The sequence below is a fragment of the Streptomyces sp. NBC_00306 genome, assembly GCF_036169555.1.
Classification (GTDB): domain Bacteria; phylum Actinomycetota; class Actinomycetes; order Streptomycetales; family Streptomycetaceae; genus Streptomyces; species Streptomyces achmelvichensis.
Map to the genome: position 1 here is coordinate 5,308,341 of NZ_CP108032.1, position 22,656 is coordinate 5,330,996.

General features: G+C 71.3%; 23 protein-coding genes. 11 read left to right on the plus strand and 12 right to left on the minus strand.

Going from position 1 to position 22,656, the window contains the following annotated elements:
• Window positions 1-33: 33 nt before the first annotated feature.
• Entirely contained in the window at window positions 34-630 is a 597-nt protein-coding gene (locus tag OHA05_RS23810; protein WP_313944278.1) for a DUF1003 domain-containing protein, read from the minus strand.
• Window positions 623-1,882 carry a magnesium transporter MgtE N-terminal domain-containing protein gene (locus tag OHA05_RS23815; RefSeq protein WP_313944277.1) on the minus strand — a complete coding sequence of 420 codons (1,260 nt, stop codon included), beginning with the start codon at window positions 1,880-1,882 and terminating at the stop codon, window positions 623-625. Before OHA05_RS23815 ends, OHA05_RS23810 begins: the two co-directional genes overlap by 8 nt.
• 186 nt (window positions 1,883-2,068) lie before the next feature.
• Between OHA05_RS23815 and OHA05_RS23820 the strand changes: the two genes are divergently transcribed.
• Complete coding sequence (locus tag OHA05_RS23820; protein WP_313944276.1) at window positions 2,069-2,857, plus strand: hypothetical protein; 789 nt, start codon at window positions 2,069-2,071, stop codon at window positions 2,855-2,857.
• A 111-nt stretch (window positions 2,858-2,968) separates the two neighbouring features.
• On the opposite strand, the gene OHA05_RS23825 is transcribed toward OHA05_RS23820, so the two are convergent.
• Window positions 2,969-3,508, minus strand: a complete 540-nt coding sequence (locus tag OHA05_RS23825; RefSeq protein ID WP_328861661.1) for a hypothetical protein — start codon at window positions 3,506-3,508, stop codon at window positions 2,969-2,971.
• A 13-nt stretch (window positions 3,509-3,521) separates the two neighbouring features.
• Entirely contained in the window at window positions 3,522-4,637 is a 1,116-nt protein-coding gene (locus OHA05_RS23830; RefSeq protein ID WP_313944274.1) for a magnesium and cobalt transport protein CorA, read from the minus strand.
• 433 nt (window positions 4,638-5,070) lie between these two features.
• On the opposite strand from OHA05_RS23830, the gene OHA05_RS23835 reads away from it, so the two are divergent.
• Complete coding sequence (locus OHA05_RS23835) at window positions 5,071-5,670, plus strand: suppressor of fused domain protein (protein ID WP_328861662.1); 600 nt, start codon at window positions 5,071-5,073, stop codon at window positions 5,668-5,670.
• A 71-nt stretch (window positions 5,671-5,741) separates the two neighbouring features.
• Here OHA05_RS23835 and OHA05_RS23840 read toward each other — a convergent pair whose 3' ends face one another.
• Entirely contained in the window at window positions 5,742-6,974 is a 1,233-nt protein-coding gene (locus tag OHA05_RS23840; RefSeq protein ID WP_328861663.1) for an MFS transporter, read from the minus strand.
• 165 nt (window positions 6,975-7,139) lie between these two features.
• On the opposite strand from OHA05_RS23840, the gene OHA05_RS23845 reads away from it, so the two are divergent.
• The 3 genes from OHA05_RS23845 to OHA05_RS23855 all read left to right on the plus strand — a co-directional run bounded on the left by OHA05_RS23845 (window position 7,140) and on the right by OHA05_RS23855 (window position 9,526).
• The gene (locus tag OHA05_RS23845) at window positions 7,140-7,778 is read left to right on the plus strand and encodes a DUF6758 family protein (protein WP_313944271.1); all 639 of its coding nucleotides are present in this window, start codon (window positions 7,140-7,142) and stop codon (window positions 7,776-7,778) included.
• A 138-nt stretch (window positions 7,779-7,916) separates the two neighbouring features.
• On the plus strand, window positions 7,917-8,792 hold the full coding sequence (locus OHA05_RS23850; RefSeq protein WP_313944270.1) for a PHP domain-containing protein: 876 nt from the start codon (window positions 7,917-7,919) through the stop codon (window positions 8,790-8,792).
• A gap of 128 nt (window positions 8,793-8,920) precedes the next feature.
• Complete coding sequence (locus OHA05_RS23855; protein ID WP_313944269.1) at window positions 8,921-9,526, plus strand: MarC family protein; 606 nt, start codon at window positions 8,921-8,923, stop codon at window positions 9,524-9,526.
• Between the two features lie 114 nt (window positions 9,527-9,640).
• Here OHA05_RS23855 and OHA05_RS23860 read toward each other — a convergent pair whose 3' ends face one another.
• A complete protein-coding gene (locus OHA05_RS23860; RefSeq protein WP_313944268.1) occupies window positions 9,641-9,793 on the minus strand; it encodes a hypothetical protein in 153 nt (50 codons plus the stop codon).
• 184 nt (window positions 9,794-9,977) lie between these two features.
• Between OHA05_RS23860 and OHA05_RS23865 the strand changes: the two genes are divergently transcribed.
• A complete protein-coding gene (locus tag OHA05_RS23865; protein WP_313944267.1) occupies window positions 9,978-10,877 on the plus strand; it encodes an NYN domain-containing protein in 900 nt (299 codons plus the stop codon).
• A 99-nt stretch (window positions 10,878-10,976) separates the two neighbouring features.
• Here the strand turns inward: OHA05_RS23865 and OHA05_RS23870 are convergent, their stop codons facing one another.
• Both OHA05_RS23870 and OHA05_RS23875 read right to left on the minus strand, forming a co-directional pair.
• Window positions 10,977-11,846 (minus strand): alpha/beta fold hydrolase, encoded by an 870-nt coding sequence (locus OHA05_RS23870; RefSeq protein ID WP_328861664.1) that lies wholly within the window; start codon window positions 11,844-11,846, stop codon window positions 10,977-10,979.
• A gap of 129 nt (window positions 11,847-11,975) precedes the next feature.
• Complete coding sequence (locus tag OHA05_RS23875; protein WP_413777734.1) at window positions 11,976-14,045, minus strand: DEAD/DEAH box helicase; 2,070 nt, start codon at window positions 14,043-14,045, stop codon at window positions 11,976-11,978.
• A 276-nt stretch (window positions 14,046-14,321) separates the two neighbouring features.
• Here OHA05_RS23875 and OHA05_RS23880 point away from each other — a divergent pair, with 276 nt between their 5' ends.
• A complete protein-coding gene (locus OHA05_RS23880; RefSeq protein ID WP_327680557.1) occupies window positions 14,322-15,047 on the plus strand; it encodes a ferritin-like fold-containing protein in 726 nt (241 codons plus the stop codon).
• Between the two features lie 61 nt (window positions 15,048-15,108).
• Here OHA05_RS23880 and OHA05_RS23885 read toward each other — a convergent pair whose 3' ends face one another.
• The 4 genes from OHA05_RS23885 to OHA05_RS23900 form a co-directional block, all read right to left on the minus strand.
• The gene (locus OHA05_RS23885) at window positions 15,109-15,378 is read right to left on the minus strand and encodes a hypothetical protein (protein ID WP_313944263.1); all 270 of its coding nucleotides are present in this window, start codon (window positions 15,376-15,378) and stop codon (window positions 15,109-15,111) included.
• A gap of 169 nt (window positions 15,379-15,547) precedes the next feature.
• Window positions 15,548-15,775 (minus strand): DUF3107 domain-containing protein, encoded by a 228-nt coding sequence (locus OHA05_RS23890; RefSeq protein WP_313944262.1) that lies wholly within the window; start codon window positions 15,773-15,775, stop codon window positions 15,548-15,550.
• Window positions 15,776-15,922: 147 nt separating this feature from the next.
• Window positions 15,923-16,564 carry a TetR/AcrR family transcriptional regulator gene (locus OHA05_RS23895; RefSeq protein ID WP_313944261.1) on the minus strand — a complete coding sequence of 214 codons (642 nt, stop codon included), beginning with the start codon at window positions 16,562-16,564 and terminating at the stop codon, window positions 15,923-15,925.
• Window positions 16,565-16,709: 145 nt separating this feature from the next.
• Window positions 16,710-16,946 carry a hypothetical protein gene (locus tag OHA05_RS23900; protein WP_328861665.1) on the minus strand — a complete coding sequence of 79 codons (237 nt, stop codon included), beginning with the start codon at window positions 16,944-16,946 and terminating at the stop codon, window positions 16,710-16,712.
• A gap of 124 nt (window positions 16,947-17,070) precedes the next feature.
• On the opposite strand from OHA05_RS23900, the gene OHA05_RS23905 reads away from it, so the two are divergent.
• From OHA05_RS23905 to OHA05_RS23920, 4 genes are all read left to right on the plus strand, one after another.
• Complete coding sequence (locus OHA05_RS23905) at window positions 17,071-18,036, plus strand: alpha/beta fold hydrolase (protein ID WP_328861666.1); 966 nt, start codon at window positions 17,071-17,073, stop codon at window positions 18,034-18,036.
• A gap of 9 nt (window positions 18,037-18,045) precedes the next feature.
• A complete protein-coding gene (locus OHA05_RS23910) occupies window positions 18,046-19,341 on the plus strand; it encodes a DUF3152 domain-containing protein (protein ID WP_328861667.1) in 1,296 nt (431 codons plus the stop codon).
• A gap of 247 nt (window positions 19,342-19,588) precedes the next feature.
• Window positions 19,589-21,370: a DUF3492 domain-containing protein gene (locus OHA05_RS23915; RefSeq protein ID WP_328861668.1), complete on the plus strand. Its 1,782-nt coding sequence runs from the start codon at window positions 19,589-19,591 to the stop codon at window positions 21,368-21,370.
• The gene (locus tag OHA05_RS23920) at window positions 21,367-22,611 is read left to right on the plus strand and encodes a hypothetical protein (protein WP_313944256.1); all 1,245 of its coding nucleotides are present in this window, start codon (window positions 21,367-21,369) and stop codon (window positions 22,609-22,611) included. Before OHA05_RS23915 ends, OHA05_RS23920 begins: the two co-directional genes overlap by 4 nt.
• Window positions 22,612-22,656 lie beyond the last annotated feature (45 nt).

Below are 22,656 nucleotides of genomic sequence, written 5' to 3' on the forward strand. Positions count from 1 at the left end.
GTACGGCGCTGACCACCACCGCCGGTAAGGCCGTCAGCGGTCGCTTTCGTCACGCCCCGAGGCGCGCTCGTACGGGAATACGGCGCGATGCTCCTCCATCTCCTTCACGAGGTCCTGGAGTTCCGAGCGGATCCAGTCGCGGGTGGCCACCTCGCCGAGGCCCATGCGCAGCGCGGCGATCTCCCGGGTGAGGTACTCGGTGTCCGCGATCGACCGCTCGTTCTGCTTGCGGTCCTGCTCGTGGGTGACCCGGTCACGGTCGTCCTGGCGGTTCTGCGCCAGCAGGATCAGGGGAGCGGCGTACGACGCCTGGAGCGACAGCATCAGGGTCAGGAAGATGAAGGGGTACTCGTCGAAGCGCAGACCGGCGGGCGCGCTGACGTTCCACACCACCCACATGATGATGATCACCGTCATCCAGACGATGAACCGTCCCGTGCCCAGGAAGCGGGCGATCCGCTCGGAGAACCGGCCGAAGGCCTCCGGGTCGTACTCCGGCAGCAGAGTGCGCCGCGGCGCGCGGGGCTGATCGAGCCGGACCCGCGGGCGGGGCGCGGCGCTCGCTCCCGACGGCAGCCGCTCCCTCGTGTCGCCGCGCTCTCCCGGACCGCTCTCGCCGCCGCTACCCATGGGCGGACTCCTCGAACTCCGTCTCCCGCCAGTCCTCCGGCAGCAGATGGTCCAGGACGTCGTCGACGGTCACCGCTCCGAGCAGCGAGCCGCCCTCGTCGACGACCGGCGCCGCGACCATGTTGTACGCCGCGAGATAGCTGGTGACCGCCGGCAGCGGGGTGCCGGGCGAGAGCGGCGGCAGATCGCTGTCGACGAGGGAACTGACCAGGGTGAACGGCGGGTCCCGCAGCAGCCGCTGGAAGTGGACGGTGCCGAGGTACTTGCCCGTCGGCGTCTCGTCCGGCGGGCGGCACACATACACCTGCGCGGCGAGCGCGGGGGAGAGGTCCTGCTGGCGTACCCGCGCCAGGGCGTCGGCGACCGTCGCGTCCGGCCGCAGCACGATCGGTTCCGTGGTCATCAGACCGCCGGCCGTGTGCTCCTCGTACGACAGCAGGCGGCGCACATCGGCGGCGTCGTCCGGCCGCATCAGGGTGAGCAGGCGCTCCTGGTCCTCCTCGGGCAGCTCGGAGAGCAGGTCGGCCGCGTCGTCCGGGTCCATGGCCTCCAGCACGTCGGCGGCCCGCTCCTCCTTGAGCTTGCCGAGGATCTCGATCTGGTCGTCGTCCGGCAGCTCCTCCAGCACGTCGGCCAGCCGGTCGTCGTCGAGGGCGGCGGCGACCTCCGCGCGCCGTTTCGGCGACAGGTGGTGCAGCACATTGGCGAGGTCGGCCGGGCGCATCCGCTCGAAGGTGGCGACCAGGCTCTCGGCGCCCTGCGCGTCCTCGTCGAGCGAGAAGCCGGTCACCGCCGACCACTCGACGGTCAGGGTCTCTCCCCTGCGCCGCAGTGCCCCCGCCCTGCCCCTGCGGACGAACGCCTTGTCGATCTCCCAGTCGCGGCGGGCCGGCAGCTGCTGGATCGAGACGTCGAGGACGGTGACCTCCTCGCCGCTGTCCACCAGCTGTACGCGGCGGTCGAGCAGTTCACCGAGTACCAGCCGCTCCGTGGGCCGCTGCTCGAACCGGCGCACGTTCAGTACGCCGGTGGTGATGACCTGGCCAGACTCCACACCGGTGACGCGGGTCATCGGGAGGAAGATCCGGCGGCGGCTGAGCACCTCGACGACCAGACCGAGCAGCCGCGGCGGCCGCCGCCCCACCCGCAGCATCGCGACGAGGTCGCGCACCCGGCCCACCTGGTCGCCCTGCGGGTCGAAGACGGGCACACCCGCGAGGTGGGACACGAAGATCCGAGGGGCGCCTGCCACCGTCTCCGCCCTCCTCACTCGCCGGATTTTGCCGGGAATTGCCTCTGATCGTGGGCTTCAGGCTAGCCCGTACCGATGCGTGCCGCCCCTGGCCGACGTCCGTACGGCTCCCTGCGGAGCGGCCCGCTCCGCACGGGTACGCTGCCGTCTGCCACCCATGACAAGCAGATGAGAGGCAGTGCGCCGGTGACTCTTCTCCCCCCGGTTCCTCAGGCTCGCAGGGCCGCGCTCGCCGTGGCGATGTGCGCCGGACTGGCCGTGGCGCTCACGGCATGCGGAGGCGAGGACCCGGACGCGGGGACCAACGGAATCGGCAAGCTCTCCGCCGCCGAGATCGAGACGAAGGCGAAGACCGCGGCCGACGCCGCGACGGCCGTACGGCTGTCGGGCACCCTCGTCAGCAAGGGCGGCACCTACAAGCTGAACATGCGGCTCAAGCACGACGGCGGCACCGGCTCCGTCACCTCGAAGGACAACACCTTCGAACTGCTGCGGATCGGCAAGGCGCTCTATCTGAAGGCCGACGCGGGTTTCTGGAACCCCGAGGACGGCAAGGGAGACGCGAAGCCGGGCGAGAGTGACGACGAGGCGGCGGACAAGCTCGACGACAAGTATGTGAAGGTCCCCGAGGGCGACCCGGCGTACAACCAGTTCCGCGGCTTCACGGACATGGACGTTCTGCTGGATGGGCTGCTCGGCATGCAGGGCGAGCTGAGCAAGGGCGACCGTACGAAGGTCGGCGGTGTCCGCGCGATCAAGGTGACGGCCGGGGAGGGCGCGGGCGGCACGCTCGACGTCTCCCTGGAGGGCGAGCCCTATCCCCTTCAGTTCGCGCGGGCCGGCGGGGCCGGTGTGCTGACGCTCGGGGACTGGGGCAAGGACTTCACGCTGAAGGCGCCGTCGAAGGAGGAGACGGTCGACTACGGCGGCCAGCTCCCGAAGACGAACAGCCAGTCGGGATCGTCCGGCGGCTGAGGCCGGGACGGCCGGCGGCCGGGCCCCGAGCCGCTGGGGCTCAGGCAGCCGGGGAGCCGGGCGGCAGGGGCTTCAGCGGGACGGATGCGGCCGCGGCGCCCACAGCAGCTCTCAGCCGCGCTTCTTCTTACGGCCGACCAGCAGTCGTGGAAGCCCGGCAGGCGCCGGACGGCGGGTCGTCGCCGGCGTGGGGAGCGGCGGCTCGGCCAGCGAGGTGGACCCCAGGTCCGTGGTCGCGGCGCGCGGTTCGAGTCGCAGGACACGGCACTCGCGCGCCCACCGCTCCGTCATCACCTCCGCGTCCGGCGCGTTCAGCCGCTTGCCCTTGAGCTCGGCGACCGCCGCTTCCCACGCCGGCGCGTGCGGCTCCAGCTCGGACACCGCGGCCGTCCACACGACGAGCCGTCCGCCCTTGTCCTTGCTGCGCACGGTGACCTCGGCCGTACCGCCGTCCACCAGCTGCGGCAGCGGCTGCTCGCCGGGCCCGTCGCCCACGAGATGCAGGGCGCCCTCGTGCCACACGTGCCAGAGCGCCCGCGCGGGACCTCCGCCCCGGACCCAGACGAGGCCCGACTTCTTGGTGGCTTCCTCGACGAGCGCCTGGTCGGGGAGTGCGACGTCCCCGGTGGAGCGGGCGGAAGGTTCGGTCATGCGCGCAGCCTATCTACAGCCAGCCGTTGCGCTTCAGGGTGCGGTGGATGACGAGACAGACGCCGATGATGCCCGTCATCACCATCGCGTAGCCGTACTTCCAGTGCAGCTCCGGCATGTGGTCGAAGTTCATGCCGTACACCCCGCAGACCGCCGTCGGCACGGCGATGATCGCCGCCCATGAGGTGATCTTGCGCATGTCCTCGTTCTGGGCGACCGTCGCCTGCGCCAGATTGGCCTGGAGGATCGAGTTGAGCAGCTCGTCGAAGCCGATGACCTCTTCCTGCACCCGGGCGAGGTGGTCGGCGACGTCACGGAAGTACTTCTGGATGTCCGGGTCGATCAGCCGCATCGGCCGCTCGCTGAGCAGCTGCATCGGCCGCAGCAGCGGCGACACGGCCCTCTTGAACTCCAGCACCTCGCGCTTGAGCTGGTAGATCCGTCCCGGGTCGCTGCCGCGCGGGCTGCCCTTGTCGGGAGCCGAGAAGACATCGATCTCGACCTCGTCGATGTCGTCCTGCATCGCGCCCGCGACCGCGATGTACCCGTCGACGACATGGTCGGCGATGGCGTGCAGCACCGACGAGGGGCCCTTCGCCAGCAGCTCGGCGTCCTTCTGAAGCCCGTGACGCAGCGCCCGCAGCGAGCCCTTGCCGCCGTGCCGGACGGTGATGACGAAGTCCCGGCCGGTGAAGCACATGACCTCGCCGGTCTCCACGACCTCGCTCGTCGCGGTGAGTTCGGCGTGCTCGACGTAGTGGATCGTCTTGAAGACGGTGAAGAGCGTGTCGTCGTACCGCTCCAGCTTGGGCCGCTGGTGGGCGTGGACCGCGTCCTCGACGGCGAGGGGGTGCAGTCCGAACTCGGCCGCGATACCGGCGAATTCGGCCTCGGTCGGCTCGTGCAGCCCGATCCAGGCGAAGCCGCCGCCCTCGCGCACACGGAGCATGGCCTCGTGCGGCGTCTGGCAGGCGTCGGTCTCCAGCCGCCTCCCGTCGCGGTAGACCGCGCAGTCGACCACGGCGCTGGAGGCGGAGGGGTCCCGCGTGGTGTCGTACGTGTTGTACGGGGCGTTGCTCTTGCGCAGGGACGGACGGACCGCGGCGCGCAGGTCACGGATCATCGACATGGCTTGCTCCTTCACGGAGAGGCCGTCGGCGAGTGGCGTGGCACAGCCCGGAATGGGGACGTGATGCGTACGTCCGCAAAGCGGGCGGCACCGCGTGGTCGCGGTGACGGCGTTCGCTACAGACAGGCAAAAACGAAGTGCTCTTCCGTCGTGCGAAGTGCCGTGGGGCCGCTGCGGTGAGGCCTCAGATCACCCAGGAGACGCTGGTCGCCGGGGAGACACACGGTGCGGAAGGGCGGTTGGTACTGCACGATCGACTTCGATCCACCGCAGCCCCACCTCCTCCGGCCGGTCCCCCGTGAGGGACAGTCATGACGTCGGGGACTGGAGAGCACGCTTCTGCGTGCCGTCCCTGACCAGCGGCCAAGACTAGCAGTCACCTCAGGGTCAATCCCTGGTTTTGCCCGTTCCATACGCGCTTTATGCTCGCCGCATGGGAGAAGTTCTTGATCTGGTCGAGGCCCGGTTGCGTACGGCACTCGGTGAGCCGGACGCCCGCGCGGCGGTGACGTTCCTGGGTACGGACCGAATCGAGGTGCTGAGGTTCCGGAGCGAGGACCACGACGGAGGGGACGTCGTGCGATACGCCACACTCGGCATGTCCGCCCATCCGATGACCGATCCCACGGCCGCGCTGGCCGACCCGGTGAAGGGTCCGCGCGCCGAGTTGATCCTCTCCGTCCGGGCCGGGCTCGCCGACACCGACAAGGCCTTGCGGCCCCTCGCCGTGCTCGCCGCGTCCCCCCAGGTCGAGGGTGTCGTCGTGGCGCCCGGCGCCTCGCTGGACGTCGGTGAACCGCTGTGGACCTCGGCGGCCTTCAGCTCGGTGCTGGTGGCCGAGCCCGGGGGGCTCGTCGAGGATCTCGAACTGGCCGACCCCATGGACCCGGTGCGTTTCCTGCCGCTGCTGCCGATGACGTCGAACGAGGCGGCCTGGAAGCGGGTGCACGGGGCGCAGGAACTCCAGGAGCGGTGGCTGACGCACGGTACGGACCTGCGCGATCCGCTGCGCAGGTCCGTACCGCTGGACTGAACCCCGCTACTGCACACCCTTTCTGAGTCGTTGTCAGGCCGGGTTTTCCGGGAGCCGGACGGTGAGGGCCGTCAGTTGGCGAAGACCGTGACGCCGTCCTGGGTGGCGTGCACCGGCTGGAGTTCCTCCGCCGTGTGGCTGAGGGACGTGCGCCGCACCCACACGATGCCCGCGCCGATCACCGCCGCGACCGCGGCCACCACGAACGGGATGTGGATGTCGGTCCATTCCTCGATCTTGGGCGCGAAGTAGGGCGCCGCGGCCGCGGCGAACCAGCGGACGAAGTTGTATCCGGCGCTGGCCACCGGTCGCGGCGCGTCCGAGACACCGAGCGCCAGCTCGGTGAAGACGGTGTTGTTCAGGCCGATGAAGGCACCGGAGACGATCGTGCCGACGACGGCCGCGGTGTGGCTGCCGTATCCGAGCATCACGAGGTCCGCGGCGAGCAGCAGCAGCGAGCCGCCCAGCACCTTGAGCGAGCCGAAGCGCCGCTGGAGCCGCGGCGCGACCAGCACCGAGAAGACCGCGAGCAGCACGCCCCAGGCGAAGAACACCCCTCCGGACTTGTACGGGCTCATGTTCAGCACGAACGGCGTGAAGGCCAGCACCGTGAAGAACGCGTAGTTGTAGAAGAACGCCGACGCCGCGGCGGACGCGAGCCCGCCGTGGCCGAGTGCCTTGACGGGGTCGAGCAGCGAGGTCTTGCGGGCCGGTATGGGCTGCTCCTTCAGGAACGCCGCGATGCACAGGAATCCGACGGCCATCAGGGCGGCGGTGCCGAAGAACGGGTAGCGCCAGCTGGCGTCGCCGAGCACGGCGCCGAGCAGCGGTCCGCAGGCCATGCCGAGGCCGAGCGCCGACTCGTACAGCAGGATCGCCGCCGCGCTGCCGCCGGCGGCGGCACCGACGATGACGGCGAGCGAGGTCGAGACGAACAGGGCGTTGCCGAGCCCCCAGCCGGCCCGGAAGCCGACCAGTTCGCCGACCGTACCGGAGGTCCCGGACAGGGCGGCGAAGACGATGACGAGCGTCAGCCCCGCGAGCAGGGTCTTGCGGCCGCCGATACGGCTGGAGACGAAACCGGTCACCAGCATGGCGACGGCGGTGATGAGGAAGTACGAGGTGAACAGGAGCGACACCTGGCTGGGCGTCGCCTCCAGGCCCTTGGCGATGGACGGCAGGATCGGGTCCACCAGGCCGATGCCCATGAAGGCCACCACCGATGCGCCCGCCGTCGCCCAGACGGCCTTGGGCTGGCGCAGGATGCTGGGCGCTCCCTCGTCGAACGGATCCTCTCCACGCATGGACAGCTCCTCTGCAGACTTCTCGAGTAGATCGTTGTGTTGTACACACGATAGGTTAGCCAGCCTAATGAATGCAAGATGCATCTACTTTTACCGGGTGGAAGCTCACGCCGAGCCGGTGATCGTCCTTGACGGCAGGTCTGCCGGGTAGGACCGTTGGGCTGTATGAGGGGCGAACCCAGTTGCCCGAAGTGCGGTGGCCGGGTCAGGGCGCCCGGTCTCTTCGCCGACTCCTGGCAGTGCGATGTGCACGGCACGGTGCACCCGCTGCAGCCGGTGATACCGCCCAGTGTCGAGGCCCTGGGTGTGGTGGTGCACCGTGCGAAGGTCCCCGTCTGGATGCCGTGGCCGTTGCCCGTCGGCTGGCTCTTCAGCGGCGTGGCCTACGCCGGCGACGACCGCAGCGGAGGGCGGGCAACCGCCGTCGCCTGTTCCGGACCGGGCCCGCTCGGCGGGCTGGGCGAACTGATCCTCGTCGCCGAGGAGTTGGGCGTCGGACTCGGAGCGCGCTACGCCGGGGTCGACGGTCCCGACCCGGGCCACTACATCAGCGTGGAGAAGCCCCCGCAGGCCAAGGTGCTGGCTGCCGGACGGCCGACGCCGCTGTGGCACGTCGCCGGGGCACCCGACGACCGGGCCGTCTTCGCGGGCGAGGCGCGGGGGCTGTGGCTCTGGGCGATCGTCTGGCCGGAGCAGACCGGGCTGCTGATGTACGACGAGTTGGTCCTCACCGATCTGCGGGACGCGGGCGCGGAAGTGGAACTGCTGCCGTGCGGTGCCCTGTCGCCGCGGCTTCTGTCGTGAACCCGTGGGTCGTGGGAGCGCGGCCCGCGGAAGGCTGACGCCGGGGTGCGGGCCGCCCCGCACCCGTCCTGAGGCTGTTCGTATGCCCGATACACTGGACCGTCCCCTGTCCGCCCACCGCCCCTGGAGCCTCGCGTCGTGCGCATCGATCTGCACACCCACTCCACGGCGTCGGACGGCACGGACACCCCGGCCGAACTGGTCCGCAAGGCCGCTGCCGCCGGACTGGACGTGGTCGCACTCACCGACCACGACAGCACCCGCGGGCACGCCGAGGCGATCGCCGCGCTCCACGCGCTCCCCGAGGCGGGGCTGACCCTGGTCACCGGCGCCGAGATCTCCTGCGCCCTCGACGGGGTCAGCCTGCATCTGCTGGCGTACCTCTTCGACCCGGACGAGCCGGATCTGCTGCGCGAGCGCGAGCTCGTACGCGACGACCGGGTGCCGCGTGCCCGGGCGATGGTCACCAAGCTCCAGGAGCTCGGCGTACCCGTCGAGTGGGACCTCGTGGCGCGGATCGCCGGAGAGGGTTCCGTCGGGCGACCGCACATCGCCTCCGCGCTCGTCGAGCTCGGTGTCGTGCCGACCGTCTCGGACGCCTTCACCCCCGAATGGATCGCCGACGGCGGCCGTGCGCACATCACCAAGCACGAACTGGACCCCTTCAGGGCGATCCGGCTCGTCAAGGCCGCCGGGGGAGTGGCCGTCTTCGCGCACCCCGCAGCCGCCCAGCGCGGCCGTACGGTGCCGGAGAAGGCGATAGCCGAACTGGCCGCCGCCGGTCTCGACGGCATCGAGGTCGACCACATGGACCACGACGAGCCCACCCGCGTACGGCTGCGCGGTCTCGCCGCCGAGCTGGGGCTGCTGACCACCGGATCGAGCGACTACCACGGCAGCCGCAAGACCTGCGAGCTCGGCGAGTTCACGACCGACCCGGAGATCTACGGCGAGATCACCCGGCGGGCGACCGGTGCTTTCCCCGTGCCCGGCACCGGCGGAGTGCGCCTCTAGGCTCTGCCGCTCTTCGTCGTCTTCTGTCGCACGGAGTGTGCTGCGCCGCGCGCGCCGACCGGCTCGCCCCGCGCAGACCTCTCCCTGCCTTCCCTTCTGTTCCACCCCTCTTCCCGCTAGGCCTCACCGTGTTCGACGTTGCCGTTTTCGGCTCCCTCTTCCTGACCCTCTTCGTGATCATGGATCCCCCCGGGATCACCCCGATCTTCCTCGCCCTCACCTCCGGGCGGCCCGCCAAGGTCCAGCGCCGGATGGCGTGGCAGGCGGTCGCCGTGGCCTTCGGTGTGATCACCGTCTTCGGCATCCTGGGGCAGCAGATCCTGGACTATCTGCATGTCTCCGTTCCCGCGCTGATGATCGCGGGCGGTCTGCTCCTGCTGCTCATCGCGCTCGACCTGCTGACCGGGAAGACGGACGAACCGCAGCAGACCAAGGACGTCAATGTCGCGCTCGTACCGCTCGGCATGCCGCTGCTGGCCGGGCCCGGCGCGATCGTCTCGGTGATTCTCGCCGTGCAGCACGCGAACGGGGCGTCCCAGCAGGTCTCGGTGTGGGCGGCCATCGTCGCCATGCACGTGGTGCTGTGGCTGACCATGCGCTACTCGCTGGTGATCATCCGGCTGATCAAGGACGGCGGTGTCGTCCTGGTGACGCGGCTGGCGGGCATGATGCTCTCCGCGATCGCCGTGCAGCAGATCATCAACGGCATCACCCAGGTCATCCAGAGCTCGTGAGGCGCACCCGCACGCACCGTGCACCGGCAGCCCCCGGACACACCTGCGCCCCCGTACGGATCATCCGTACGGGGGCGCTGCGTCGTCGGTACTGCTCCGGCCCTGCTGTCGGTCTTACAGGGCCGCGGTTTCTGCCGGGCGGATGTAGATGCGCTGACCAGTCGCTGCGGCCTGCTGCACGATCCGGTTGACGGAGGCGGCGTCCACGACGGTGCTGTCCACGGCGGTGCCGGTGACGTCGTCGAGTCGCATGATTTCGAAGCGCATGGCTTCTCCCTTCGTCTGATCCTCCTGCTGGAGAACTACTGGCGACGGATACCCGTCTGTGTTCGTTCGTGTTCTGTACGTCTACAACCATCGTGCACCCTTCAAACATTCCCTACGCTAAGGAAAATTTTCGGATGCCTAACTACTGGCAGGTACGGGCGGGCCCACGGACAATGAGTCCCGTATGAACGACGCAGAGATCAACGAGATCGGCGCCCGCCTGGAGCGCACCAACGAGCTGCTCCTTCGCATGCTCGCCGAGGTCGCCAAGACCCCGTCCACACATGCCATCTTCGTCGACGCGGGTTACGTCTATGCTGCGGCCGGGTTGCTTGTGGCGGGCACCGAGGACCGGCGCTCCTTCGACCTGGACGCGGAAGGGCTCATCGAGGCCTTCATCGACAAGGCCCGCACGATCTTCGCCGACAGCCGACTGCTGCGCGTCTACTGGTACGACGGCGCCCGCAGACGGATCCACACCGCGGAGCAGCAGTCGATCGCCGAGCTCCCGGACGTCAAGGTGCGGCTGGGCAATCTCAACGCCAACAACCAGCAGAAGGGCGTCGACTCCCTCATCCGTACGGACCTGGAGTCGCTCGCACGCCACCGCGCGATCAGTGACGCGGCCCTGGTGGGCGGTGACGAGGACCTCGTGTCGGCGGTCGAAGCGGCGCAGGGCTACGGCGCACGCGTTCATCTGTGGGGTATCGAGGCCTCCGACGGACGCAATCAGGCCGAGCCGCTGCTCTGGGAGGTGGACAGTCAGCGGACCTTCGATCTGGACTTCTGCCGGCCCTACATCACCCGCCGGCCCGTCACGACGTACGAGAACGAGGGGGCGCCGCCGCCCTCACGCGACGAGGTGCGGTTCGTCGGGGCCCAGATCGCGGCGACCTGGCTGGCCGAACGCGGCCGGGAGCCCATGGCCGAGCTGCTGCCGGGCCACCCCTATCTGCCCGGCCCCGTGGACCAGGACCTGCTGATCGAGGCCGAGCGGGTGCTCCAGCGGTCGCTGCGTGGGCATGCGGTGCTGAGGCGGGCGCTGCGGGACGGGTTCTGGCAGCACCTTCAGTCCCAGTACTGAAGCCGCGGGCCGCGGTCCTTTCAGTACCGACTCCTCTCGGTACCGAGTCCCCTCAGTACCGAGTCCTTCAGTACCGGGTCCCCTCAGCACCGGGTTCCCTCAGTGCCGGTCCCAGAAGGCCCTGATCGCCGCCGCGGTCTCCTGCGGGCGGTCGGTGTTGGGGGAGTGATCGGCCCCCGCGATGACCGTCCGGTGCGCGCCGAGCCGCTCCGCCATCGCGTCGAGGAGGGGTACGGGCCAGGCGTCGTCGGTCTCCCCGCTCAGCACATGCTTGGGGAGCGTTCGCAGGGCGGCCAGTTCGTCCACCCGGTCGGGCTCACCGGTCAGCTGACCACCCGTGGCGATCAGTTGCAGCGGGTTGTTGCTCAGCCAGCGGTGTCGCAGGTCCTCGCCGTTCTTCGGGTCGGTGTCCGTGTCGACCGGAGGGTCGAGCGTCCGCATCGCCTCCCAGACCTCCTCCATCCGCATGACCGCGAGCGCGTCGCTGAGCAGCTTCACCCGTTCCCGCTGCCCGGAGCTGATCCGCGCGGGCCCGGAGGACATCAGCGTGAGGGTGCGGAAGGGGGAGGGGTCCAGCAGCACGGCGGCCCGGGCGATCTGTCCGCCGAGCGAGTGGCCGAGGAGATGCAGGGAGCCGTCGCCGGCGTCCCCGTCGCGGACGGCCTCCGCCTGGGCGAGCACATCGCGCGCCAGTGCCTCCTGTGCGTAGGCCTCCTGCTCGGCGGGCCCCTCGCTCTCGTACTGGCCGCGCCCGTCCACGGAGACCACGCGGTAGCCGGCGGAGGTGAGGGGCTCCAAAAGGACGATGAAGTCCTCCTTGCTCCCCGTGAAGCCGGGCAGCAGGAGAGCCGTGCCCTTGACCGTGTCGCCGTCCGGCCGGGCGTCGAGGACGGCGAAGTCCCCGCGGGAGGTGGCGAGGACGGTGGACCGGGCGCAGGGCGGCGGGACGAAAGTGGGGGGCCGGCTCATGCGACGAGGTTAACTGCGGCGGGTGCCGGGCGCGTTGCGGGGGCATATCGGCCGGCTTCCGCGCGGACGACCGGAGAACGCCGACGGCCCGGCCCCCTCAAGGGGCCGGGCCGTACGGAGCGGGCTGGGTCAGCTCTCGGGCTGAGCGGCCTTCCGGGTGCGGGTGCGACGGCGCGGGGCCGCAGCCTCCTCGACCGGAGCCTCGGCCGCGACGGCGGTCGCCTTCGCCGCACGGGTGCGGCGGGGCTTGACCTCGGCCTCGGCCGTCTCCACGGCTGCCGCCGTGTCCACGGCCTTCGCCGCGCGGGTGCGACGCCGCGGCTTGGCCTCGGCCTCAGGCGCCGCGGCGGTCGCGACGTCCTCGACGGCGGTGGCCTTCGCGGCACGGGTGCGGCGGGGCTTGACCTCGGCCTCGGTCGTCTCCACGGCCTCGACCGTGTCCACCGCCTTCACGGCGCGGGAGCGGCGGCGACGCGGCTTGGTCTCCGCCTCGGCCTCCGGCTGGGCCTCGGGGACCGTGGTGACCGGCGTGAGGACCTGCTCGACGGACTCCGCCGGCGCGCCCACACGGGTACGACGACGACGCCTCGGGGTGCGGGCCTCCGTGGACTGCTCCGAGGGAGCCGCCGCCGGAGCCGACGCGGAGAGGGCCTCGTCCGCCGTCGCGGGCTCGCCGGCCCTCGTACGACGGCGCTGGCGCGGGGTCCGGGTGCGCGGCGGGCGCTCCTCGGTGACCGTGGCTGTCGCGGCGGACCTGCGGGAACGCCCGCCGGTCTCGCCCAGGTCCTCGACCTCTTCCGCCGCGAGACCGGCGCGGGTGCGCTCGGCGCGGGGGAGGACGCCCTTCGTGCCCGCCGGAATACCCAGCTCCTCGAACAGGTGCGGGGACGTGGAGTACGTCTCCGGCGGGTCCGGGAACCCCAGGTCCAGCGCCTTGTTGATCAGCTGCCAGCGGGGGATGTCGTCCCAGTCCACGAGCGTGACGGCCGTACCCTTCGCGCCCGCGCGGCCGGTGCGGCCGATGCGGTGGAGGTAGGTCTTCTCGTCCTCGGGCGACTGGTAGTTGATGACATGCGTCACGCCCTCGACGTCGATACCGCGAGCGGCGACGTCGGTGCAGACGAGGACGTCCACCTTGCCGTTGCGGAACGCCCGGAGCGCCTGCTCACGCGCGCCCTGACCCAGGTCGCCGTGGACCGCGCCGGAGGCGAAGCCACGACGGGCCAGCTGCTCGGCGATGTCCGCGGCCGTGCGCTTGGTGCGGCAGAAGATCATCGCCAGACCCCGGCCGTCGGCCTGGAGGATCCGGGAGACGAGCTCCGGCTTGTCCATGGAGTGCGCGCGGTAGATCCGCTGCGTGGTGTTCGCCACGGTCGCGCCCGCGTCGTCCGGCGATGTGGCGCTGATGTGGGTGGGCTGCGACATGTAGCGACGGGCGAGACCGATGACCGCACCCGGCATGGTCGCCGAGAACAGCATCGTCTGGCGCTTCGCCGGCAGCTGCTGGATGATCTTCTCGACGTCGGGCAGGAAGCCCAGGTCGAGCATCTCGTCGGCCTCGTCGAGCACGAGCGCCCGTACGTGGGAGAGATCGAGCTTCTTCTGGCCGGCCAGGTCGAGCAGCCGTCCGGGGGTGCCGACGATCACGTCGACGCCCTTCCTGAGGGCCTCGACCTGCGGCTCGTAGGCACGGCCGCCGTAGATGGCGAGAACGCGGACGTTACGCACCTTGCCGGCGGTCAGCAGGTCGTTCGTGACCTGCGTGCACAGCTCGCGGGTGGGAACCACCACGAGCGCCTGGGGGGCGTCGGTGAGCTGCTCGGGCTTCGCCCGGCCGGCCTCGACGTCCGCGGGGACGGTGACGCGCTCCAGCAGCGGCAGGCCGAAACCGAGCGTCTTGCCGGTGCCGGTCTTGGCCTGGCCGATGACGTCGGTGCCGGAGAGCGCGACGGGGAGCGTCATCTCCTGGATGGGGAACGGGGACAGGATGCCGACGGCTTCGAGGGCCTCGGCGGTCTCGGGAAGGATCCCAAGATCCCGGAAAGTCGTAGTCAGGGTGCTGCCTCTTCTGTGAGACGCGGCGCGAGGCGAACGAAGGGGGTCGTACCGCACCGGGGTACTGGGCCGGCCGTGGGTTGGCCGGATGGTGCGGGACCACTGCCATCGCTCGAGCGTCGTACCGCTGAGGGGGCCCCTCATCTGCGGTCATGCGCGATTCTGCGCACGGTCCGCGCGGAGGGCGGTCGGTTCGGAGCCGATCGTGCCACCGACCGGGCATCCACAAGGGGTCAGAGGGAAGTGAAACCCTCAGTCAAACACTGCGATCGCCCACCGAGTACGCAAAACGCTCAGCAGGCGCATTACCACTGTACCCCGGATTCGCGCATGTGTGTTGGGTGAATTCACGGGAACCGGGATCGCGGCATGGCTGACCAGCCCCTTACGCCCCTTGTGGGGCGGGCTATTGTGCGCTCCATGGAGACGCCTGACAACGCCACTGAACACACCGGAATCGCCGCCCAGGACTGGGCCACGGCGTCCGCCGACCCGCAGTACCGCGCCGCCGTGGTGGATCTGCTCGGAGCGCTCGCGTACGGCGAGCTCGCGGCCTTCGAGCGGCTTGCCGAGGACGCGAAGCTCGCGCCCACGCTCGGCGACAAGGCGGAGCTGGCGAAGATGGCGTCCGCGGAGTTCCACCACTTCGAGCAGCTGCGTGACCGGCTGACGGCCGTCGAGGCCGAGCCGACCGCGGCCATGGAGCCCTTCGCCCAGGCCCTGGACGACTTCCACCGCCAGACGGCACCGTCCGACTGGCTGGAAGGCTTGGTCAAGGCGTACGTCGGCGACTCGATCGCCTCCGACTTCTACCGGGAGGTCGCGGCCCACCTGGACTCCGACACCCGCGCGCTCGTGCTCGCCGTCCTCGACGACACGGGCCACGGCAACTTCGCCGTCGAGAAGGTGCGTGCCGCCATCGAGGCCGATCCGCGCGTCGGCGGCCGGCTCGCGCTGTGGGCGCGGCGTCTGATGGGGGAGGCGCTCTCGCAGGCGCAGCGAGTGGTGGCGGACCGCGACGCGCTCTCCACGATGCTCGTCGGCGGTGTCGCGGACGGCTTCGACCTGGCGGCGGTGGGCGAGATGTTCTCCCGGATCACCAAGGCGCACACCAAGCGGATGGCGGCGCTGGGCCTCGCGGCCTGACGTGTCGGACATCACCGCTTCCGGGGCGGCCGGCCGGATCCGGCCGCCCGCCCGCGTTCCCTCAGAGAGGGAAAGCGCGACGAAGCCTTCGTCCTGACGGCCGGATCAGCAGCGAGAGCAGTACGGCCGCGATCAGCACGGAGCCGACGAGTGTGGCCGGCAGATGGCCGGGGCCGAGCGCGGCGTGCGTCACATAGGCACCGAAGAGGGCGCCGAGCGGACCCGAGGTGAAGACCACGCGGCGGGCCGGAAGGCGGTCGGACAGATGACGGTCGGCGGCCCATGCGAGGGCGAGTCCGAGCAGAACCGAACCGAGCGCTTCCATCAACACTGCTGATCACCTCGCGGACGTCGGTACGGGCTACGCGGTCGTAGCCCGTCCTACCCGGCGACCATGTGGAACAACCCTCCGCGAGGGGCTGATGAGCAGGCAGTGGGAAGGGCCCGGCGGGAATCCCGCCGGGCCCTTCCCACTCGTCCTGCCGGTGGACGGCGACGCTCTAGAGCGCGCCGAACCCCACCCGCCGTGCCGCCGGTTCGCCGATCTCGACGTAGGCGATACGGTCGGCCGGCACCAGGACCTTGCGACCCTTGTCGTCCGAGAGGCTGAGCAGCTGCGCCTTGCCGGCCAGCGCGTCTCCCACGGCGCGCTCGACGTCCTCGGCGGACTGCCCGCTCTCCAGAACGATCTCCCGGGGCGCGTGCTGCACGCCGATCTTGACCTCCACGGCTATGTCCCTCCGAACGGTCAGTGAGGTGCGCGGTCAGCCGCGCCGTACGCAGCACACACTAGCCCGGCGAGCGGACCGGGCAGACGCCGTCGGTGAACGCCAGGAGCGAACACCCTCCGTCCGTCTGCCGGTGGCGCTCCGCGCTCAGTGCTGCTCCGCGCCGTGCAGCGGGAATCCCGCGATGCCGCGCCAGGCCAGTGAGGTCAGCAGCTGCACCGCCGTGTCCCGCGGGATGTCGGACGCGCTGGCGAGCCAGTACCGGGCCACGACCTGCGAGACACCGCCGAGGCCGACGGCGAGCAGCATCGACTCGTCCTTCGACAGACCGGTGTCCTCGGCGATCACGTCCGAGATGGCCTCGGCGCACTGGAGCGAGACGCGCTCGACGCGCTCACGCACCGCGGGCTCGTTGGTCAGGTCCGATTCGAAGACCAGCCGGAAGGCGCCGCCCTCGTCCTCGACGTAGGCGAAGTAGGCGTCCATGGTGGCCGCGACGCGCTGCTTGTTGTCCGACGTCGACGCGAGCGCCGTACGGACCGCGAGCAGCAGCGATTCGCAGTGCTGGTCGAGCAGCGCGAGATAGAGCTCGAGCTTGCCCGGGAAGTGCTGGTAGAGCACGGGCTTGCTGACGCCCGCCCGCTCGGCGATGTCGTCCATGGCGGCCGCGTGGTAGCCCTGGGCGACGAAAACTTCCTGGGCGGCGCCCAGGAGCTGGTTCCTGCGGGCTCGGCGTGGCAGACGCGTGCCTCGCGGGCGCGCCGCCTCTGTCTGCTCGATGGCTGTCACGCCGCCTCCCAAAATCGTTCCGTGCGCGCTGTGCGCCGCGCCGCCATCGTACTTTTGGGTAACCCGGCTGTGCGTGCTGCGGACGCAGAATTTCACGGACCGGACAGTCGCGGTAGCTCCCTATTCGGGGGCAAAGAGGGTCACCTCACCGGTAGTCGTCCTCGTCGAGGGGGACGACACGGGCCTGTTCCGCCGCATCGGCCTCGTTCACCTCCTCCACCGGGCCCAGCCCGGGGCGCGGCAGTGGATCATCGGTGTCATCGGTGTCATCTGGGTTCACCGGCGTGTACTGCTCCGCTGCGTCGGCCTCGGGGACCTCCTCGTCCAGTTCCGGAACCTCGTCGTCTCCGAACGCTTCCGGTTCGGTCGGGTCGTCGGACATGGGGCACCGCTTTCCCTGGAGAGGTGCTTTCCTACGAGCCTAGGAGTTACTTCTGGGCAGCGCTATGCGGTGTGTGACGCCGAACACATGAACCACGGTGTGATCGTCTCGTAACATTGCCCGCATGTCTTCGACCGAGCTTCCGGGCGTTCAGGCCGTCGCAGCCGCGGCGGACCCCAAGGTCGCGGCCGTGCGGGTGGCGGACGGGGAGAAACTCCGCTCCGTCTCCCTGCCCGGGCTCACCCTCACCGTGAGATCCCGGCCGTCGGCGCGCACCGGGCTGCCGCCTGCCCTGTACGTGCACGGGCTGGGCGGCTCCTCGCAGAACTGGTCGGGCCTGATGCCGCTGCTCGAGGACGTCGTGGACGGCGAGGCGCTCGACCTGCCCGGCTTCGGGGACTCACCGCCGCCGGACGACGGCAACTACTCGGTGACCGGGCATGCCCGCGCGGTCATCCGCCACCTCGACGCCTCCGCCCGGGGCCCGGTGCACCTCATCGGCAATTCACTCGGCGGAGCGGTCTCCACCCGCGTCGCGGCCGTGCGACCCGACCTTGTGCGCACCCTCACACTCGTCTCGCCCGCGCTGCCCGAACTGCGGGTGCAGCGCTCCGCGGTGCCCACGGCCCTGCTCGCCCTGCCGGGCGTGGCGGGGCTGTTCAGGCGCCTGTCGAAGGACTGGACGGCCGAACAGCGCACCAGGGGTGTGATGGCGCTCTGCTACGGAGACCCCACCCGCGTCTCCGACGAAGCGCTGCACAACGCGGTGGAGGAGATGGAGCGCCGCGTACAACTGCCGTACTTCTGGGACGCGATGGCCCGCTCGGCGCGCGGTATCGTCGACGCCTACACGCTCGGCGGCCAGCACGGACTGTGGCGGCAGGCGGAGCGGGTCCTCGCGCCGACCCTTCTGGTGTACGGCGGACGGGACCAGCTCGTGTCCTACCGCATGGCCCGCAGGGCGGCGGCGGCTTTCCGCGACTCCCGGCTGCTGACTCTGCCGGACGCGGGACACGTTGCCATGATGGAGTACCCGGAGACGGTCGCCCAGGCCGTTCGGGAACTGCTCGACGACTGCGGTAGGAGCTGATCCGGGGCCGTGGGACGACACAGCCGTAAGGGCCCCGCACCCAAGGGCTCAGGTCCGGACCGCGGGTCCGGCGCATACGACAGCGGTGCCTACGACACCGGCGAACTGGAGCCCGTGCCATCGGGTCCCGGCGGCGGACGGCGCAGGCGTGGCCTGTCCGGGACCGAGCACGCGCCCGCGGGCCAAGGGTCGGCGCAGACGCGCGGCGGACACCCCGAGCAGCGTGAGGCCGGCGGCGGCTGGGGCGGCCCGCAGGACTACGGCACCCGGCAGGGCGCTGCCGGCGCGCAGCGCCCGCAGTCCTTTCCGCGTACCGCGACGGCCGCCCGCATCCCCGGCCCGCGCCGGGACTTCGTCGAGGCCTTCGACGAGCCGCAGCATGGCGGGAGCCAGGACGCCTACGCCTCCGTCACCACCTGGGGCGACGCGTACGACCAGGACACCGGGGCGGGGCCGGTGGACGCCGGGACCCCCGACGAGGAGCGGCCCAAGGGCGGCAAGGGGCGCACCTTCACCGGGATCGCCGCGGCCGCGGTGACCACGGTCCTCGCCGTGGTGGTGGCCGGCCAGGTCGCCTCCGACGGGTCCGACAAGGCCGGTGCCGCCGCCTCCGGTGAGCAGCGGGACGACGACGGCCCGGCCTCGCGCTCCCAGAACCGGCAACTGCCGCCGCCCGCCGAGCAGGCGAAGCCCGCGGCGCCCGTCACGTACGCGCAGTTGATGGCCACGCAATTCCAGATGGACCCGAAGCTCACCGCCGACGGCTCGTTCGAGGCGGTGCCGGGCCTCCAGAAGGCGCCCGGCAAGGGGCGCAAGATCCGCTATCGGGTGGACATCGAGAAGGGACTCGGCCTGGACGGCGCGCTGTTCGCCGGAGCGGTGCAGCGGACCCTGAACGACAAGCGGAGCTGGGCGCACGGCGGCGCGATGACCTTCGAGCGGATCTCGTCCGGCAAACCGGACTTCGTCATCACCCTCGCGAGCCCCGGCACCACCGACGTCTGGTGCGCCAAGTCGGATCTGGACACCTCGGTCGACAACGTCAGCTGCGACTCGGCCTCGACCGAGCGCGTGATGATCAATGCCTACCGGTGGGCGCAGGGCTCGTCGACGTACGGCGCGAAGGCGATGTTCCCGTATCGCCAGATGCTCATCAATCACGAGGTCGGACACCGCCTCGGACACGGCCATGTGAACTGCCGGACCGCCGGAGAGCTCGCGCCGGTGATGCAGCAGCAGACCAAGTCGCTGAATGTCGACGGGGTCAAGTGCCGGCCCAACCCCTGGGTGCATCCCGGCGGTTGAGCGCGCGGCGGCCGTGGCACGCCCGGCGCCCCGCGGTGAGAGCTGGCCGCAGCCTGACTCTCGGTTATGGAAAGCCCTTGTAGCGCGACGGAACGCTACCGGGGTGTGAAAGTTACGTGTATTCACCCCTTCCAGTGGCGCGACGGACAACCGTCCGTCGCGCCACCCGCATACCGGCTTACCGTCGTCCCGCTGTGAGTCGCCGTACCAACGGCGGCCGCCCACAAGGGAGATCGGGGGTGCGTTCGTGCGGATCGGACTGCTTACGGACGGTGGTTATCCGTATGCGACGGGTGAGTCCAGGCTGTGGTGCGACCGGCTCGTGCGCGGGCTCGCACAGCACGACTTCGACGTCTACGCCCTCAGCCGCAGCGCCCAGCAGGTGGAACAGGGCTGGATCCAGCTCCCTCCCCAGGTGCAGCGGGTCCGCACCGCCCCGCTGTGGGCCCCCGAGGACGACGGGCACACCTATGGACGCCGTGACCGGCGGCGCTTCCTCGGCCACTTCAAGGAGTTCGCAGCCGCCGTCTGCGCGGACGGCGACGACCACCGCGAGGCCTTCGCCGAAGGGCTGTACGGCCTGGCCGACCTCGCCCGCGAGCGCGGCGGGCTCTACGCGGCCCTCCGCTCGGAGGTCGCCGTGCGTGTCCTCGAATCCGCCTGCCGCGCGCCCGGTGCACGCCGTACCGTGCACGCCGCCACCGTGCCCGACTACCTCATGTTCGCCGACGAGCTGGAGCGCACCCTGCGCCCGCTCTCCCTCGACTGGTACGGCGACGACGGCCTTGGAACCGTCGACCTCTGCCATGCCGCGTCCGGCGGATCCGCGGCTCTGCCCGGCTTGTTGGCCAAACGCTTCTTCGGGGTTCCGCTGCTGGTCACCGAGTACGGCGTCCACCTGCGCGCGCACTATCTGTCCGCCGACGGCGCCGAACTGGGCGCCCCCGTACGCGCCCTGCTCGCCGCGTTCCAGCGACGGCTCGCCGCCGAGGTCTACGCCCAGGCCTCCGTGATCACCCCCGGCAACGCCCACGCCCGGCGCTGGCAGGAGAAGTGCGGCGCCGACCGGGCCAGGCTGCGCACCGTCCATCCCGGTATGGAGGCGGACCGGTTCGCCGCCGTGGGGGAGGGGGCCGACAGCGGCGACCCGCACACCCTCGTGTGGATCGGCCGTATCGAGCCCGCCAAGGACCTCATCGCGCTGCTGCACGCCTTCGCCGAGGTGCGCAAGGCCGAACCGCAGGCGCGGCTGCGGCTGTTCGGGGCGCCGGTGCACGGAGCCGAGGCCGCCACCTATCTCGCCCACTGCCAGGCCCTGGCCGCGCAGCTGTTCCCCGACGAGGCGGCCGACGCGCACGCCGTCGGCGACAACCCCGTCTCCTTCGAGGAGATCGGCGGACCCGAGGCGCCGGAACTCGCCGACGCCTATGCGACCGGCGGCGTGGTCGTGCTCTCCAGCGTCGTCGAGGGCTTTCCGATCAGCCTGGTCGAGGCGATGTTCTGCGGGCGGGCGACCGTCTCCACCGACGTCGGTGCGGTCGTCGAAGTCATCGGCGGCACCGGCCTGGTGGTGCCGCCGCGCAACCCGAGGGCGCTCGCGGACGCCTGTATCGCGCTGCTGCGCGACCCGGAGCGCAGGGAGCGGCTGGGCGCCGCGGCGCGCGCCCGGGCGCTGGAGCTCTTCACCGTCGAGCAGAACCTCGCGGCATTTCGCGGCATTTACCTGGAGCTCATCTCCCACTCGCCGGTCCGGCGCGAGGCCGTCGACGAGGACGGCGCACCCGTCCCCTTCGGCCACCCCGCCGAGGCACATATGCAGGGCCGATGGACGGGCCGGGCGGCAGGACCCGGCTCCGGCACCGCGTCGGGCCCGGAATCCGGCACCGCGTCCCGCTCCGCAGCGGACGGCCGCACCGCTCCCGGCGCCGCGCACCACAAGGCGCCCCGGTGGGCCGACGGCCCGAGGACCGGTCATGTCGCCCCGGCGGCCGCCGACATCCCCACCCCCGCGAAGGAGGCACGCGCATGACCACCCCCCGCGTCACCGACAGCGCGCACGCCGAAGACCCCTCCCCACTGGACGGACTCGCCTTCGACGACCCCCGTACACCCGCCGACGCCGACGGCTGGGACACCACGTCCGACGCGCTGCTCAGCCGGCCCGCGGTCTGGGAGGACGAGCCGGCGAAAACGGCTCCGCGCACCCCGGCCACCCCGCGCCGGGGACCCGCGGATCCGGTGAAGGCCCTCATGCACCGGCACCGGGAGCTCTGCGAGCGGGCCGTCGACCCGCTGGAGATCGCCGCCGGTCTCGAGGCGCACGGCGTCACCGACCGCACCGCCGCCCGGTTCCGACACCGTGACGTCTTCTCGCTCGCCGAGGAGCTGTACGCACGGGTCCCCAGGGGCGAGGCACAGACACCGGCCCGTCCCGGACGCGGCCTGCCCCGCCCGGCCGCCGCGGGCTTCTCCCTCGTCCTGCTCACCCTGCTGCCGGGCGCCCTGTGTGCACTGGCCGTCGCCGGTCTGCGACCTCTGGAGGGCGCCCCGCGGACCGCGGCCACCGTCACCGGCGCGGTCGCGGTCACCGTCGCCCTCTCCCTCTGTCTGCGGCGCGGCCCGCTGCGCGCCCAGCGGCGCACGGTCCCGGCCCTGCGCCTGTGGACCCTCTGGCTGCTGGCCTACGCCGCCTACGGGGCGGACCTCCCGACGAGGATCATGAACGGCGGTGGCGAGGCGGCACCGGCCCTGAGCGCGGGCCCCCTCGTCGGCCTCGCCCTCGCCGTCGCCCCCGCGGCCTGGTGCGCGCACCTCTTCTCCGTCCAGGCGCGGCGCCGGCTCGACGGCAGCCGGGGCCTGGAGGAGTTCGCTGCCGGAGTGCGGCCCCTGCTGCTCGGCGTCGTCGCGCTGTACGCCGGCGCTCTGACCGCGCTGCTCGCCGTCACCCGCCTCGCCCTCCCGTACGACGATCTCGCCGCCGCGGTCGCACTCGGCATCCTGCTGTTCCTGGCCCGGCTGCTCGTCGTCCACCACTTTCCCGCAGCGGCAGCCACCGGACTCGCGGCGGCCTGTGCCGTCGAGGCCGCCGCGATCCTGCTCCTGCTCGCCGGGCGGCTGCCCGGCTGCGGCTTCCTGGCGACCCCGGTCGAGGCGGCCGTGACCGCCTGGGGCGCTTCCGCCGTACCGGCCGCGGCCTGCGCGGCGGCCGCGGCCGGACTGCTGGCCCACGCCACCGCGGCCCTGTCCCGGGCATCCGCCCACACCGCATGACAGACCTCCCGGCCTCCCGCGGCGCCGACACCACGGGCGTATCCA